The 15214-nt window shown below is 44.9% G+C and carries 17 protein-coding genes and 1 tRNA gene; 2 read left to right on the forward strand and 16 right to left on the reverse strand.

Going from position 1 to position 15214, the window contains the following annotated elements:
• Positions 1-52: 52 nt before the first annotated feature.
• From EL173_RS08015 to EL173_RS08060, 8 genes are all read right to left on the reverse strand, one after another.
• Positions 53-679 carry an HAD family hydrolase gene (locus EL173_RS08015; RefSeq protein WP_005689544.1) on the reverse strand — a complete coding sequence of 209 codons (627 nt, stop codon included), beginning with the start codon at positions 677-679 and terminating at the stop codon, positions 53-55.
• Positions 679-1125 (reverse strand): D-aminoacyl-tRNA deacylase, encoded by a 447-nt coding sequence (gene dtd, locus EL173_RS08020; RefSeq protein WP_014571354.1) that lies wholly within the window; start codon positions 1123-1125, stop codon positions 679-681. Before dtd ends, EL173_RS08015 begins: the two co-directional genes overlap by 1 nt.
• Positions 1126-1251: 126 nt before the next feature.
• Positions 1252-3477: a RelA/SpoT family protein gene (locus EL173_RS08025; protein ID WP_005687678.1), complete on the reverse strand. Its 2226-nt coding sequence runs from the start codon at positions 3475-3477 to the stop codon at positions 1252-1254.
• A gap of 553 nt (positions 3478-4030) precedes the next feature.
• Positions 4031-4354, reverse strand: a complete 324-nt coding sequence (locus EL173_RS08040; protein WP_005713934.1) for a hypothetical protein — start codon at positions 4352-4354, stop codon at positions 4031-4033.
• A 37-nt stretch (positions 4355-4391) separates the two neighbouring features.
• Positions 4392-5120, reverse strand: a complete 729-nt coding sequence (locus EL173_RS08045) for an RsmE family RNA methyltransferase (protein ID WP_005689552.1) — start codon at positions 5118-5120, stop codon at positions 4392-4394.
• 38 nt (positions 5121-5158) lie between these two features.
• Entirely contained in the window at positions 5159-6103 is a 945-nt protein-coding gene (gene prmA / locus EL173_RS08050; RefSeq protein WP_005689554.1) for a 50S ribosomal protein L11 methyltransferase, read from the reverse strand.
• Between the two features lie 80 nt (positions 6104-6183).
• The gene (locus EL173_RS08055) at positions 6184-6678 is read right to left on the reverse strand and encodes a DUF3013 family protein (protein WP_014571356.1); all 495 of its coding nucleotides are present in this window, start codon (positions 6676-6678) and stop codon (positions 6184-6186) included.
• Positions 6675-7280, reverse strand: a complete 606-nt coding sequence (locus tag EL173_RS08060) for a DNA-3-methyladenine glycosylase (protein ID WP_005687683.1) — start codon at positions 7278-7280, stop codon at positions 6675-6677. The genes EL173_RS08055 and EL173_RS08060 overlap by 4 nt, the downstream gene beginning before the upstream one ends.
• Before the next feature lie 105 nt (positions 7281-7385).
• Between EL173_RS08060 and EL173_RS08065 the strand changes: the two genes are divergently transcribed.
• Positions 7386-7634 (forward strand): hypothetical protein, encoded by a 249-nt coding sequence (locus tag EL173_RS08065; RefSeq protein ID WP_005687684.1) that lies wholly within the window; start codon positions 7386-7388, stop codon positions 7632-7634.
• Positions 7635-7702: 68 nt separating this feature from the next.
• Here EL173_RS08065 and EL173_RS08070 read toward each other — a convergent pair whose 3' ends face one another.
• From EL173_RS08070 to EL173_RS08095, 6 genes are all read right to left on the reverse strand, one after another.
• Positions 7703-8089, reverse strand: a complete 387-nt coding sequence (locus tag EL173_RS08070; protein WP_005689559.1) for a DUF1093 domain-containing protein — start codon at positions 8087-8089, stop codon at positions 7703-7705.
• A 285-nt stretch (positions 8090-8374) separates the two neighbouring features.
• Positions 8375-8554, reverse strand: a complete 180-nt coding sequence (locus tag EL173_RS08075) for a hypothetical protein (protein WP_005687686.1) — start codon at positions 8552-8554, stop codon at positions 8375-8377.
• Entirely contained in the window at positions 8554-8940 is a 387-nt protein-coding gene (locus EL173_RS08080; RefSeq protein ID WP_014571357.1) for a hypothetical protein, read from the reverse strand. The genes EL173_RS08075 and EL173_RS08080 overlap by 1 nt, the downstream gene beginning before the upstream one ends.
• 196 nt (positions 8941-9136) lie before the next feature.
• Positions 9137-9224 (reverse strand) — tRNA-Ser (locus tag EL173_RS08085).
• A 133-nt stretch (positions 9225-9357) separates the two neighbouring features.
• A complete protein-coding gene (locus EL173_RS08090) occupies positions 9358-9948 on the reverse strand; it encodes an NAD(P)H-dependent oxidoreductase (RefSeq protein WP_005687688.1) in 591 nt (196 codons plus the stop codon).
• A gap of 2 nt (positions 9949-9950) precedes the next feature.
• A complete protein-coding gene (locus EL173_RS08095) occupies positions 9951-10508 on the reverse strand; it encodes a TetR/AcrR family transcriptional regulator (RefSeq protein WP_005689566.1) in 558 nt (185 codons plus the stop codon).
• A gap of 424 nt (positions 10509-10932) precedes the next feature.
• Between EL173_RS08095 and EL173_RS08100 the strand changes: the two genes are divergently transcribed.
• Positions 10933-11937 carry a Gfo/Idh/MocA family protein gene (locus tag EL173_RS08100; protein ID WP_014571358.1) on the forward strand — a complete coding sequence of 335 codons (1005 nt, stop codon included), beginning with the start codon at positions 10933-10935 and terminating at the stop codon, positions 11935-11937.
• 102 nt (positions 11938-12039) lie between these two features.
• Here EL173_RS08100 and EL173_RS08105 read toward each other — a convergent pair whose 3' ends face one another.
• Positions 12040-13656, reverse strand: coding sequence for a glycosyltransferase family 4 protein (locus tag EL173_RS08105; RefSeq protein WP_014571359.1), 1617 nt, complete (start codon positions 13654-13656; stop codon positions 12040-12042).
• Positions 13653-15209, reverse strand: a complete 1557-nt coding sequence (locus tag EL173_RS08110) for a glycosyltransferase (protein WP_005689572.1) — start codon at positions 15207-15209, stop codon at positions 13653-13655. Before EL173_RS08110 ends, EL173_RS08105 begins: the two co-directional genes overlap by 4 nt.
• Between the last annotated feature and the right edge of the window lie 5 nt (positions 15210-15214).

The following is a 15214-nucleotide window of genomic DNA, read 5'->3' on the forward strand; positions in this document are numbered from 1 at the left end:
GCTCAATCAGGCATGAAAAATTGCTGATTGAGCGGCTCTTTATTTGAATTTTTTACTTGCGGAACAACGGCGGAATTTCAATTAAATGATCGACTTGATAATCTGCCTGTGGTGCTGCATTGAGGCCGTCCACATTAAAGTAGATCGTTTTAACATCAGCGTTGATACCGGCATCCACATCAAGCGAGCGATCACCTATCATCGCCGTTACCGCGGGATTGAGTTGGAAGCGTCGAAGTAAATATTGAATCGCATCAGGTGCTGGCTTACGCGGTAACTTCAAATCGGCATCCACCCCGCCAAGAAATAAGGTGTCAGCTTGATCGTGAGCCAAAATTTCCCAGGCACTACGATCACGATGCGTTAAAAGCAGATTGTGTCCACCTTGGGCTTTGATGGCTTTCAATACGGCCAGCGCTTCAGGATATGGATGAATATCCTGAAGATACGCCCGCGCCCGCTGATGATAATCCGCCTCTAAATCAACAACGGATCGGCCTACCTGTTGCCCAAAGCCGGTTAAAAATTGTTTGATTGATGTTTCTTTCACCTGGCGATAGAGCGTCTTTGGTTTAATCTGACCGCCATTAGCCGTTACCAACGCCGCTAACGCCTTCATCATCCCGGGATAAGAATCATACAAAGTGCCGTCAAAATCCCAAATTGCGTTAACTAACATCACTTCGCCTCCGTATCAAATAAAATCGTCACCGGACCATCATTGGTAAGACTCACCTGCATATCGCCACCAAATTCGCCAGTTGCGACCGTCACGCCTAAATCACGAAGCTTGGCATTAAAGGTGTCATAAAGTTGTTCCCCTAAAGCCGGCTTGGCCGCACCCGTAAAGCTGGGGCGATTACCGTGACGTGTATCTGCATACAGTGTGAATTGCGATATTGATAGGACTTGCCCGCCGACATCTGCTAGCGCCAAGTTCATTTTGCCGGCATCATCACTGAAAACCCGCAATTTACTGATTTTTTCGGCGAGATAGTCACTATCTGCTGATGTGTCTTCAGGCCCGACACCAAGTAAAACCACAAATCCATGATCAATGGCACCGACTGTCTGACCGGCAATCGTAACTTTAGCTGCAAGGCTGCGTTGTACCACTGCGCGCATATACTTTTCTCCTTTATTTATCAAATCTTGTTTGTGAATGTTGTTGGCATAAAAAGACAGCACCCGATCGTGATCATTGAGATCTATGCCTTTCTGATCACCAGTGCTGTCTAAATAAAACGGTCATCACCCATTTGCTCGCTTCACTTCATAAATATCCGGAACATTTTTAACAGCATCCATTAATTTATCCAAATGGGCAAGGTTGCGGACGCCGACTTTGACATGGATATCAGCCATTTTATCGTGGTCAACCCGGCCATTGATGTTGTTTAAAGCCTTAGTTTGGGCATTAAGAACCTGTAAAACGTCATTTAACAGCCCACTGCGATTGTAACCGTAAATTTCAAGGTCAGTATTAAAGAGCTGCTTTTGTACCGCTTCATTTTCCCAGCGGACGTCAATCAAACGACCCGACATTTCCCGTGAACTTTGAACGTTTGGGCAATCCGCGCGATGAACTGTGACCCCACGGCCTTTCGTCACATAGCCGACAATTGCATCCCCAGGCACAGGCATGCAGCACTTAGCCAAATGAACCAGCAGATTGTCAACACCTTCAATCACCACACCATCTTCGGAATGGGTTTGTGGCTGATGTTTCTCACTGGAAACGGTTGTGACTTTCTGGTTCTTAGATAAAATGGCAGCCTCTTTGGCCTTACGATCCTTTTCAGCCTTTGCATGACGGAACTTTTCGGTTAGCCGGTTAGCAATGACTTTGGGCGTATATTCCCCGTAACCAATCGAACTCATTAATTCGTCTTCGGTTTGAAAGTTCAGACGCTGCATAAGTCCGGTCATGTTTTCCTTGGTCATAAAATCTTTTGGTACATAGCCTTCCTCTTGTAGCTCATGTTCAAGCATATCACGGCCTTTTTCAGCGTTTTCGCTTTTATCGGCTTGCTTAAAATAACGTTTGATCTTGTTACGGGCGCGCGAGGTGTACACCAGTTTGATCCAATCGCGGCTAGGCGCACTACCGCTAGCCGTCAGCATTTCCACGATGTCGCCATTTTTTAACACGTAATTAAGCGGCACAATTTTGCCATTCACTTTGGCGCCAACAGTATGATTGCCGACTTCCGTATGAATTAAATAGCCAAAATCAAGCGGATTACTGCCTTTTGGAAGCTCGTAGACATCACCTTTTGGGGTAAAGACGTAAACGCGATCGGTGAAAATATCGCCTTTAACACTTTCCATGAAGTCGGCGGCATCGCTACTTTCATCCTGTAGCTCGAGAATTTCGCGGAAGATATCCAATTTTTTGCCGGCTTTATCGTACTGGACTTTACTGGTCTGGCCTTCTTTGTAAGCCCAGTGTGCTGCAACCCCGTATTCAGCCACGTGATGCATTTCTTCGGTGCGAATCTGGACTTCTAGGGGCTTGCCCATCGGTCCGATAACGGTCGTATGAATACTTTGATACAAGTTGGCTTTAGGCATCGCAATGTAATCCTTAAACCGGCCCGGCATTGGCTTCCACTTAGTATGAATTGCACCTAAAACCGCATAGCAATCCTTAATCGTTTCGGTGATGACCCGGATTGCCAACAAATCATACAGCTCATCAAACTGTTTATGCTTGTCGCGCATTTTTTTATAAATGGAATAGATGTGCTTTGGGCGGCCATAGATTTCATATTTAATATGCAAATCCGCTAAGGCCTTTTTGATTTCTTCGATTGCTTCTTGGATATAAGCTTCACGTTCGGTGCGCTTACTGTTCATTAAGTGTGCAATTCGATAGTACTGTTGCGGGTTAAGATAACGCAGCGATAGGTCTTCAAGTTCCCATTTGATGGTGCTAATCCCTAAGCGGTCGGCTAGTGGCGCATAAATCTCCAGGGTTTCATTGGCAATCCGCCGCTGTTTATCCGGGCGTAAATGTTGAAGTGTGCGCATATTGTGCAAGCGGTCTGCCAGTTTCACCATGATGACACGTAAGTCTTTTGCCATCGCCAGCAACATTTTTCGATGGTTTTCAGCCAACTCATCCTTGTGGGCAACATAAGTCACTTTGCTAAGCTTCGTCACCCCATCAACAATGACCGCAACATCATGGCCAAACACTTCTTCAATATCGCCCAGCGTGATATTTGTATCTTCCACAACGTCATGCAGGTAGCCGGAAGCCACTGTTTCAGGATCCATTTTTAATTCGGCAAGAATCCCCGCTACCTGAATGGGATGAATAATATAAGGCTCGCCGGACTTGCGAACTTGATCTTTATGAACATAAGCGGCAAACTTATAGGCCTTTTCAACGAATGCCAAGTGTTCAGGGTTCATGTAAGCTTTACACAACTTCATGACATCCGGCTGGGTAAGTTCAACTTCTTCGGCCATGGTATTCCCCTCCTGAGCGTGAGCCAGCCCGGTTAGAAACCGGAGTGTAAGTGGCCTTGGGCGTGATGGCCGGGCTTTGGCCATTGCGACCAAGGTCCTTACATGCAGGTTTCTGGGCTGGCGAACGCGTTATGATTGAGCGCGAACCGGCGCCGCGGGTAGAAGTCGGAGTGTAAGCGGCCTTGGGCGTGATGGCCCGCTCTTAGCCATTGCGACCAAGGTCCTTACACGCAGACTTCTGCGCCGGTAAGCGCGTTATGATTGAGCGCGAGCCAGCGCGGGTAGAAGTCCTTCCAATCGACTTCTTCGCCAGTGATCGCGTCGTATTGAATTTTCCGCTCATAGCGGCATATTGCGCTGATATTATGAGAAGGGCGATAAACGTTCTGTTCCGACTTAATCGGGACAACACGCTTATCGCCGCTTCGTTACGCTTCATTAATCGCGTCAGTTCGCGCATAATGGCTGAGTCTCAGCGCAAGAAGACTGATACACAGCTTGGTACAACTTTTCTTAGACTACCCTTAAATTATAACGATTCTCTGACAAAATGCTAGTCCTTTGCCATCGCCAAGACGCCGAGCAGAAGATAAATCGGTGCAAAGAAGTAGGCATACCATTTGTAACGTAAAAAGACCATTAAAGTAAACAGCACTGGCAAGACGAACAGCCACCACCAGCTTAAATGATGCCGTCGAATTGTTCGGCCTATCCACAAAGCACTCAGCATGTTAATTAAAATGAACAGAACCCCTACCCGGACGGCGGTACTAATATGGAACAATGGAAATACCCATGGGACGATCAAAGTTATAAGCACACTCCAACAAACAACCTTATTGCGAGGTACTTTAACCCAATTCATGACACGACTCATCAGCGCTAGTCTCCTTTATAATCAATTCAGTTTTAGTTTAAGCAAGCTCAGTGAGAACCGAAACGGCACTAAGCAAATATAGCGGCGCCGTTTCGGTACGTAAGATCCGCGGGCCAAGACCGGCTGGCGTAAACCCGCGTGCTTGCAATAAGGCTAATTCAGCTGGCGATATGCCGCCTTCTGGTCCAAAAACAACACATAATGAAGCAGGATGCGGCACTAAAGCCGAAACCAAAGCTGCATGTTCGCCTTTCTTGGCACTTTCTTCATAAGCCACTAACTTAACGGCTGCATCGTCCCCTACATCACTCAGCTTAGCATACATCGTGACTTCCGGGACTAAATTACGATGACTTTGCTCAGCCGCATTTTGGGCGATCGTTGCAAGCCGATCCATTTTTTTAGCAATCCGCTCAGCCGGCCACCGAGCAGTTCCCCATTGAGCATTGAAAAAGCCGATTTTGGCCGCGCCTAATTCCGTCGCCTTTTGGACAATCCACTCAGTTTTATCGCCTTTGCTGACGCCGCAAACAACCTCAACCGCGATGGGTAACTCCACATTTTTGGTAATCTCCGGGCCAATCTCAACCGTCAGCGGATCTGTTGTCTGAACCGTAGCCTGATAAACCCGGTGCTTAGGATCAGCCAATTCAAAAACAGCGCCGACATCATAACGCAACACTTTAATCGCATGTTTAGCAATCGCCGGTTCCAATGTGAAGGTTTGTTGGCTATGTAAAAGATGTTCGGTAAAAAATCGCTGCACGCACGCTCCCCTTTTCTATGCTGGCAAACAAGTTATCGTTAAGCTTTCAATACCGCATCAAATGCTACCCACCCGCCTGCATCCCGCCGTTGCGCAATGGTAAAGCCATTATCCTGCAACGTTTGCCGAATCAAGTCGGCCTTCTCGGCAATAATCCCTGCCAGTAAAAAATGGCCATGCGGGTTTAGCCGTGACGGTACTTGCGGAATCAATGGTACTAAGACCTCAGCCAAAATGTTAGCGACAATCAAGTCAGCCGAAACCGTTAGTCCTTGCAGTAAATCGTTAGCCTTCACGGTAATGTGACTAACGGGATTTAAGGCAATGTTAGCTTGGGCATTTTTGACGGCAATCTCATCGACATCGGTTGCTAGGATCTGGCTGACACCCAACCGTTCAGCCGCAATAGCCAAGATGCCTGAACCGGTTCCGACATCAATCATTGTTTCGCCGCCGCGTACCAATGATTCCAGTAGTGACAACATTAATTGCGTAGTCGGGTGAGTGCCGGTTCCAAACGCCATTCCCGGATCCAGTGTCAACACCAACTCATCAGGCTGCTGCGGTGTATAGTGCTCCCATTTAGGCACAATCGTTAAGAAGCGCGAAACACGCAACGGATGATAATACTTTTTCCAAACGTCCGCCCAATCCTGTTGGCGCACGTCAGCCAGTGTTACTGTTGCCGCACCCGGATCCAATCCGAATTGCGCCAGTGCTTTAACTTGTGACGCAAGATGATCCCGCTTTTCAATTAGTGACGTAGCCGGTTCAAAATAGCCGATGACCTGTGCACCAGTTGCCAAATGCGGAACGGTCGCCGGATCAAACCAAGTACCATGTGCATCAATCGTCTCTTTTTTGAAGTCGGCCGCATCCTTAATCTGAATGCCTACCGCGCCAGCCTCCATCAAAATGTTGCTCACAGCTTCAACCGCTTCAGTGGAAGTCGTCACTGTCAATGCAGTCCAATCGTTATTCATATGGTCTCCTAATACAATTAAAATAAAAAGCTAGCTTCGTTTTTTAACCTATCAATATCTTTTTGCGTTCGTAAAAATGACTAATACTTAGGATACGGCAAAAAGATCCGATTATCGGCATCGGGCTGTTCAGCCAAGATCGCTTCATACCGCGCTTCATCGAAATTCAAGGCAAATGTATCGTCATCGGAAGTGCCATCCACGAAATCCATCAAGTCGCTTTGCCCGTCATCAAGCAGATCCTGTAAATAAATGAACAAAGCATTAACAGTCGCCACGTCAATCCCTTTTTTGCCGTTAAATCCAAAAATAGCCAGATAATCATCTGCATAGTCGGCGCCGTGCATCCGCGTTTCGTCATAAAAAAGAATGGCATCTTGATAGGTAACCAGGCCATCATCAACGGTTGTTCCCGTTTGGTCTTCCACTTCAACGCCGGCTTCACTTTCAGCCGTCATTGTGATTTCGAGTTCAATCACATGCGCGTCCTTATCCCAGTTCAGGCTAAGATCGCCGTCAAAATCTAATTGGTCCATTTTGTCACCAATTGCATCTAACATATTCATTTGGCTCATGATTGCCATCCTCTCATTTCTAAATCCTGATCACGCCGCGGTATTTTTGAAACAAACGGATTACCTGCAACGTAAAACCGCAATGGGGCGCTTGTCCACGGCTCCTTGTTAGGAATACCGATTCGCGGTCCAACGGCAATGTTACGGGGGCGATGATCAGTTGGTGCCAAGCTCAGCCCGCTCTGATTCAACACAGTGCCGTCAAGCTGTTTATCAATCGCTAGTGCTTGGCATAATTTGCCCGGTCCGTTGGTTAAGCCGATGCCTATTTGCTTGCGGCGAGTCTGCATGGTCGCCAGCCCACTGATCGGTTCCAGTGCCCGAATTAAAATACACTCTGGGACATCAACCGGCTGAGTCACAATGTTCAACAAGCAGTATTGTCGCATTCGATAAACATAAACGGTACCAGCCGCCAGAAAAAGGCTATGGTTACGCGTGGTATGGCGATGGTTAAATGCGTGGGCAGCCTGATCGCGCGCACCAAGATAAGCTTCGGTTTCAACAATCAAACCGCTACAAGCGCCTAAACTTAATTTCATGCCCAACAGTTGGCGCGCAGAATCTAGCGTCGACTGGGTTTCTAACCAAGGTAATATCATGCTTATTATATTAGCCTAGGTGCCGCCGAATGCAAAGAGGCGAAAAGGCTTTGCCTAAAAATTGTGGCTAGGTATAATAGTAATCAATTAGAAAGGAAGCTGAACATGGCAGAAAACTTGGCATTGCGAGCACTCATCAGCCAACAAACCGACGCACTGGTTTCTGAACTTTACACCGATGATAAAGTCAATGAACGACTGCAAAAGTGGCTGGCAAGGGTACCTGATCCCGGTGTTGCCGATACTTACAGTTATTTGCTGGCAGAATCACGCGAATTTTCCGAAGAGCTGCTTTATCGCATTTTAAGCAAGCTTGCTGAAGACGGCGCACTTAAATTACCGACTGAAGCATAAAAAGAGAGGTGGTCAAAATTGCACAATGTAAAGTGCAGTTTGACCGCCTCTTTTATGACGCAAAGGATCTATTTTAATTTTGCCTTAACTGTTTGCGGAAGTGCCTGCTCCGAAACCGGTTGAGGTGTGGTCAGTACCCGTTTTTGTGCCACCTTGGCTTTCACGTAACTGCCAGGTGTTAACGCCTTGGGATTAGCTGATTCTTCAGATGAATAGCCTAAGTTCCGAGTCTGACCATTCTTCGTCACCCATTTTAATTCGTATTCATATGTGTAGTATTGCTTCCCATTGACCTTGTAAAGTGAGCCATCTTCATTTTTCGAGGCCACTTTTTTACCTTCAATTACCACCGCATAAGCATCAACACCATTGTACGTACTATTCCAATATTGATAGCCGAAAAAGCCAATAACAATAAGTACGAGTACGCCAACTATACCAACCACTTTTTTCATCGAATCATCACTCCTTTTCGTTAAACATATTATGCCGAATCAATTAAAACCGCTCAATAATTTGTGATGTCTTTATATTTTTCTTAATTCGTGACAAAAATGTCATGTGTGTAAGATAAAAACACAATAACATCAGTTTCATTTAGATGGCATTCAAAAGGTGACAATGGCCTTCATGTCAGCAATTGCCGGAAAGCTGGCAGCATCTCCATAACGCGCTCGCCAGCCCAGAAACCGGGCTGGCTCGCGCTCAAAAAAAGTCCTGCTTCTCAGCAAGACTTTAGCTTAACGTTTAATTGAACGCTTGTTATCTTTGCGCGGACTCCGCTTAAGTCGATCAAAAACGGATTGCACCGCCTTAAATCGTTGCGGATCACGACGAGCATTTTTGACAAACTGGCTGAAGTCATGGTCACCAATGCCAACTTCGGGTTCGTCATCCTTTTTATGCTTCAACCAAGGCATCATGACACCTCCGAATCTTTACGCATGCGTTGAGCGCGATTCGCCCCTGCCAGCACGAACACCATGGCAACAAGCAAACCGATTAGCGCAAAGACACTGTAGTTCGGAATTAAAATAAAAGCAATAAACGCACAGATTCCGACAAGATTGCCGACTAGCAACAATCGCTGATTATGACTGGAAAAATACGACAAAAGATGAAAAATAATACCTGGAATTGTCAGCCACCACAGATGGTTCGCCCAAGACATCAATGTCGCTCCCACGCCGGTGAATGAAAACCCCTTTGGCAATGTCGTAATGACAGCCGCAATCAACATGACAAGTGCAAACGCACCATAAAGTAAATCATAAAGTGCTGGTACTTTTTTAATGGAAACTTTCAAGTGTCGATCATCCCTTGCTTTAGCAGTACCTGTATTATACAAGTTTGCGGAAATCATTGCACGACAGACAGCGCCTGTTTATACAAAGGTTAGTAACTCTGATTTTCTTAACAAGTAATTTTATCAAGTAAGAAATTAAAAAGCGTTACGCCAGACTTAAGCCCAGCGTAACGCATAAAAATGAACTTATCTTATAAGGAGAGTACAGGATTTGAACCTGCGCGCCGGTATTAGCCGGTTCGACGGATTTCGAGTCCGTTGCATTACCACTCTGCCAACTCTCCAAAACACAAGTTCAAGTATAACAAAATCAACAAACTTTGGGAAGCAATTATTTTAAGTATCGATGTTGTGGTTTCAAAAAGTGCTTTAAGTGAACTTGTCAAATTGATAATGCTAAGCCGTCTTTTGTAAAACTCAATATTTAATCGTCTCCTCAGTCACGTATTCCAAGTATTTCTGGCGCTGTTTTAGCGATGAATGCGTGATATTACCAAAGTTCTGCCAATGAGCACGCCTGATTCCGAGTTGTCTCAAAGTATGTTTTATAAAAACCCCTTGCAAAGCATTGCCACAAAAAAGGCGCAAGTAAAAAGTTGGCGAGGTTGACGTTGTTAGTACATAAACATGCTTCAGATTGGTGAGCAATCCCTTAACACCACGCTTAGTAACCACATGACTTAACCCCGGACCTTCCTTCATAACTTTATCGATAAAGCCTTTTAGCATCGCGGGTATATCGTTCCACCAAACTGGCGTCACAATGATAAGGCCATCGACTTCCTTTAAGGTATTCAAATACTTTTTAACGAGAGGATCGTGTGTCTGCCCAGAATGAAATAAGCTTAGTTCTTCTTGATCATAAGTTGGCTGAAATCCGTCATGGTATAAATCTAGAATCGTATAACCAATAGCGCGATTCGATAAGTTTTGACAAACTGCCAGCAAAATCGCGTGGTTGAAACTTTTGTCATATGGATGACAGTAAACAATTGCAAATTTTGACATTTTTATGCCTCCAATAAGCGCAGAAGTGTTTCGCGCACCAATACCGCATCGTATTCTGTTACATCACTATCAAGTAACAGACCATAACCTTGAATAAATGCCCACAACTGAATAAATAAATCTTTAGGTTGTACGCTCAGGTGACGTTTTTGAATCACTGCTTCCACCATTTGCATCATTTGATCGTAAAATGCAAACTCTCCTCTATCAACTTTCAGGACATTGCGCGCAATCGGATTGAAAAATAGAAAATGCATCAAATTGGGTTCATCTTTAAATTGTCGAAGTAAAATCGAAGCAACAGTAAGCAGTTGTTCTTCGGGTTTACGAACTGTTTGCAGCTTCTTTGCCATCCGTGATTGTTCCTGACGTGATAAAAGAACCGTCACCGCTTGAAGTAATTCTTCTTTAGTAGAGAAGTGCGTATAAAATGCACCTGTGGTTAATCCGATTCCTTGTGCTAATTTTCTTAATGAAAGTGATTCTTCCCCATGTTCGTTAATCATGCTGATAGCTTTGTCCATAATTCGCTGGTCTGTATCGATTTTTCTGTCGGCCATTCTCTCATCTTCTTTCAAAATAACAGTGTTATCTCAATGATCGCCTCGATCATAACAGTGTTATCTGGAAAAAACAAGCTGCTTCGGTCTTTTTTTACCCATCACGACATACAAGATACCTGGCTTTTTTTGAAACAGCTTTTCTTCTTCAAGCTTCGGAGCAGCCCTCTAATTTGGCAACACTATGAAATCTTTCAGTTGATATACCTAAATAATACTGCGAACTATGTCTTTAAAATCATTACAATCAACAATCGTTTTCCTGAGTAACAAGATTAACCAAAATTTCTATTAGAAAATGGACTTACATCAATGTTTCCTCGCTTATAATGCAATTATCACAGCAAACGATGCTCTTTTCTTTATTATCAAAAACTCCCTAGTTATAATGAAAGAAATAATTCAACACGCGGAGGAGATTAGCATGCTGAAATACGGCATCATCGGGGGTAATGAGAATGCATTGGAATTCATTGACGCCGCAGACATTTCAGAAAAGTGGCAATTAACTGCAGCGTTCACAGAAACAGCGCGAGAAATGGCAGCAATCCGGGAAAAGCATCCGGAAACCGTCTTTTTTTCCGATCTTAATGCGTTTTTCAAAAGTCCAAATTTCACAACTGTCTTCATCAGTTCAAGCTCGCCTAACATGCGCCATTTTCCCCAAATTAAACAAGCAATCCTAGCCGGGAAAAATGTCATCGTTCAACCGCCGGCGCTCACGAACCCGACTGAATTCAAAGAAGTCGAGCAGTTACTTCGCACTCACCCAGAAGTACACTTTTTTGAGGCTGCGTATCCATTACACATGCCTAATTTTCAAAACATCCTGACTGCGGTGCGCAAACTGCCTGCCATCCAAGGAGCAACATTTACCGCTATGCAGGAATTTCCCGGTTATGATGATGTTTTGGCTGGCAAGCGGCTTCAAGGGTTTACCCCCGAGTCAGCAGGAGGTGCCCTGCAAATGCTGGGCTTGTATCCTTTGTATGCTGCGTTTTCGCTTTTTGGTCACCCGAGTAACGGAAACTATTTCGCCACCGCCATCAACACTGGTGCAGACGGGCTTGGCACCATTTTCTTAACTTATCCGGCGTTTAATATCACCATTCATATTGGTATCACCACCGACTCGTTCATGCCTTCTGAAATTTATGGTTTACGTGAAAAGATCGTCATCGACAACATTACCGAACTGCGGCTGATCAATCATTACGATGCAGATCGTCAAAATCACTTGCTTAACACGATCACCTATGAAAACCGATTGACGGGTGAGGCACTTGCTTTTGCCGAAATACTAGAAACGCCGAACGATCCCCAAAATCGCCTTCGCTATCAAACATGGTTGGAACTGGCACGTGACGTGAACACGACCCTATTCCATTTACGAACATTAGTGGGGCTGAAGTTTCCAACTGATGTTTAAAGCTCAAAAGGCCTCCGGAGACACACCTCCAGAGGCCCTATTTTTTATTGCTAACGGTCAAACTGAGACGACCAGACTTCAACGCACGATTTTCTACCCAAATTATGCGTTATCTTTCACCCGCTGATCACCGATACCACTACTGATTTCTTCAGTGAATGGCAGGGGCTTCTTTTTTGCATCTTCTAACAACGCTTCCCATGCGTGCCAAACGTTTGCTTCAGAATAACGATCTGACAGTTCATAAGAGCGATCTGACATCTGCTGCAGCTTATCAGGATGCTTGAATAAGTCGACAAACTTAGCCGCCATGGCCTTGATATCATCAAATGGCACAACAAAGCCATTTTCACCATCAACAATTAGCTCATTAGGGCCATAGTTCACATCATAAGTGACGCCAACGAGCCCATTGCTGATCGCTTCCATCAACGACAAGTTAAAGCCTTCCATCACCGACGCCAGCGCATACACTTGTCCTTCGCGTTGCACCGCGCCAACATCCTTTACATAATCATGCAGTTTAATCACGTCTTGCAGCTGATACTTTTCAATGGCGGCATTGATCTTGGTCATTGCCTCATCATTGTCGCGGTGATCGACGTACCCATAAACATCTAATGAGATATTAGGCACCTCTTTTTTAGCAATGCCAATCGCTTCGATAATATGATCAATTCGCTTTTCCGGTGCAACCCGGGCCGTGACAATTACTTTACCTTGCTGCCGATCCGCCATGGCAATTTTTGGACGTGCAAACTGTTCATCCGGAATGACACCGACCGGAATTGTGAAGAGTTTACTCTTAGGTTGGAAGCGTGCACGAACGTCTCGTGTTTGCTTTTCTGTGGCGGAAATAATCGCATCATAATCATTAGCGTGAATCAAGCCATACTCATAAAAATTATTCATGACCGAGTGCATCGGATCTTGCGCGTCACCTGCATGTGAATTGTGTAAATGCAAGACAGTATAAGCCGGACGCCTCAAGTGCAGCAGTTGCCAGTCACCAAGATGCGATCGATCAACAATAAAGATATTGGCGCGTTTATTGTTCCAATATTGCTCATTCAAACGATTATAAAAATGAACTGTCAACTCGTCGATATTCGAAAAGAGATACACCGCTCCATTGTCTTCGGTCAGCCGCCAGCCGGTTTTAGTAAAAGTCTGTTTGGCATCATACTTGTTAAAGGTTTCAAGCACCGGCCGCCCGTCAACCTTATACCAGACCTCCGTGCCGACTTTATTATCAGGTGTATACCATTGCGACAAGGACAAGAAACCGCGAAAATCGTAAAAATCAACCCGGTACAGATTGCCGAAAGCATCGAATTGCTCAACCGAACTGACCCGTTCAGTTGGATCATCACGATAATAATTAATTCTTGCCACAAATTGTTGACCACGCAGCACAAGATAGCGAAATTGTTCCGGTTCTTTTTGGTAACTAAGCTGATCCAAGCCAAAGTCAATATCCTCGGCATGCAAAATCTTGGTTGGCACTTCTTCAGCAGCTTGGAAATAGTCAAACATCCCTAAAGTTTCGTCATCGCTGACACCGTTTGCCTGTAAATAATCGTGCAGTCGTGGGTTCCACTCACGAAAAATCATTTTAAACGGTTCACCGTGATCACGAAATAACCCAGCCCGTTTCAACTGGGCATGTTCAATTCCCGAGTTGCTTTGATTAAAACTGGAATTAATAAAAAATATCATCGTTCGGCACTCCTATCTAAGCGAAGAAAAAGATTTGGGACGGTGCTAAGTTGCGCTTCCCATTGTTTCCAGGCAGCATCGGCACTAAATGTTTGTGATTGTCGATAAGCTGCTTGAACCATTTCCGGCCACGTGTGTCCTGCTTCCGTGCTCGTCAACAATTTCACCAGACTGTCGGCAGCAGCTTTACTTTCACCTGTTGGTACCAGGTAACCATTGACACCATTTTCAACCAACAGTTTAGGCCCATATTTTACGTTGTATCCGATGACCGGTACGCCATAGCTCAATGCCTGAAGAATATTCATGCCAAACGCCTCAGATGATGAGACACTCAACATCGCGGCGGCGGTTCCAAGCGCTTTAGCGAGTTCGTCTTCTGATTGATAACCATGATAATGGATCGCGGTATCGACACCAAGTTCCTTACTATACGCAACCATGCTTTCATTTGTTGCTTCGTCAGAGACGTAACCATAAAAATCCAGATGCAAATCCGGAAGCTTTTTACGTGCTTTGGCAAATATTTTAATGGCTTCTTGTGGCTCTTTTTCCGGTGAGATGCGGCCGAGATAGACAATTTTATTGCGATCACGACTTTCAATCGGCACTAAATCATGTGCTTCTGCAAAACTGTCAGGCACCACCATGACATGTTTAAAGTGGAAGAATTTTTCAATTTCTTGCTTTTGCTCGTCAGTGGCCACCATAATCCCGTCAAAATCATTGGCGTGCGTGGCAAACAGCGGCTTCAGATAATCGACATAGTTTCTTGAACCACCGACTTGTTCCGGATTGTGAGTATGAACGCTGTGCAGGTATTGCCACTTAGCATTAGCGCCCGTCACTGCGGCCACCTCATTAATCAACGATGGGCGGTCATTTATTAACACACTTGGCTCGGCAGCCACGACTTCATTCATGAAGAAAACAAAGAGCTCACTTTCCGAATTGAACCGCCATGCTCGGCCTTTATAATCAAGCAGCTGATACATGGTATTCATGAGCGTCCCATTCACATTCATCCGGACAATCTCAAGCTTAGGAGCACCTTCTGGATTATAAAAAATCTGTGGTCCGAGCTGGCCATCAGGATGAAAATACTGCGTTGACGATTTAAAGCCACGCCGATCCCAAACATCTTTAGCCACGGTTGCGTTCATGTCATTGTAATACTCCAATGAACCCACCAAACCGACTGTCGCTGGCGCTACCAACGCCTTGCCTACGACTTTGCCATGATGAACAATCTGGGATTCATTAGCATCAACCCCAACGATATGATAATCAAACTTATCAATTACTTCGGTATAGCGAATATCAATATCACGCGGTTCTACAAAAGTCGCTTCCTGAAAATAATCATACATGTTCAAAACATCTGACTGGGTTAATTTAACGCGTTTTAAATCGTCAATTAACAACGGATTATAGTTGCGCGTCAAAATTTTAGCAGGTACATCATGATCTTTGAAAAGTCGTAATCGTTGCGCTGCTGAAAACTCGGTTCCTGAGTTCATTGAAAAAATGTTTTCATTCACAAAATAGTTCACCAATA

It is taken from the genome of Lacticaseibacillus rhamnosus, from assembly GCF_900636965.1.
GTDB lineage: Bacteria > Bacillota > Bacilli > Lactobacillales > Lactobacillaceae > Lacticaseibacillus > Lacticaseibacillus rhamnosus.

Bases quoted from the DNA above. Each gene is read 5' to 3' on its own strand.
- prmA (WP_005689554.1), bottom strand. From the start codon at position 6,103: ATGAATAACGATTGGACTGCATTGACAGTGACGACTTCCACTGAAGCG.
- EL173_RS08095 (WP_005689566.1), bottom strand. From the start codon at position 10,508: ATGGCCGACAGAAAAATCGATACAGACCAGCGAATTATGGACAAAGCT.
- EL173_RS08070 (WP_005689559.1), bottom strand. From the start codon at position 8,089: ATGAAAAAAGTGGTTGGTATAGTTGGCGTACTCGTACTTATTGTTATT.
- EL173_RS08015 (WP_005689544.1), bottom strand. From the start codon at position 679: ATGTTAGTTAACGCAATTTGGGATTTTGACGGCACTTTGTATGATTCT.
- EL173_RS08065 (WP_005687684.1), top strand. From the start codon at position 7,386: ATGGCAGAAAACTTGGCATTGCGAGCACTCATCAGCCAACAAACCGAC.
- EL173_RS08055 (WP_014571356.1), bottom strand. From the start codon at position 6,678: ATGAGCCAAATGAATATGTTAGATGCAATTGGTGACAAAATGGACCAA.
- dtd (WP_014571354.1), bottom strand. From the start codon at position 1,125: ATGCGCGCAGTGGTACAACGCAGCCTTGCAGCTAAAGTTACGATTGCC.
- EL173_RS08100 (WP_014571358.1), top strand. From the start codon at position 10,933: ATGCTGAAATACGGCATCATCGGGGGTAATGAGAATGCATTGGAATTC.
- EL173_RS08075 (WP_005687686.1), bottom strand. From the start codon at position 8,554: ATGCCTTGGTTGAAGCATAAAAAGGATGACGAACCCGAAGTTGGCATT.
- EL173_RS08090 (WP_005687688.1), bottom strand. From the start codon at position 9,948: ATGTCAAAATTTGCAATTGTTTACTGTCATCCATATGACAAAAGTTTC.
- EL173_RS08025 (WP_005687678.1), bottom strand. From the start codon at position 3,477: ATGGCCGAAGAAGTTGAACTTACCCAGCCGGATGTCATGAAGTTGTGT.
- EL173_RS08040 (WP_005713934.1), bottom strand. From the start codon at position 4,354: ATGAGTCGTGTCATGAATTGGGTTAAAGTACCTCGCAATAAGGTTGTT.
- EL173_RS08060 (WP_005687683.1), bottom strand. From the start codon at position 7,280: ATGATATTACCTTGGTTAGAAACCCAGTCGACGCTAGATTCTGCGCGC.
- EL173_RS08105 (WP_014571359.1), bottom strand. From the start codon at position 13,656: ATGATATTTTTTATTAATTCCAGTTTTAATCAAAGCAACTCGGGAATT.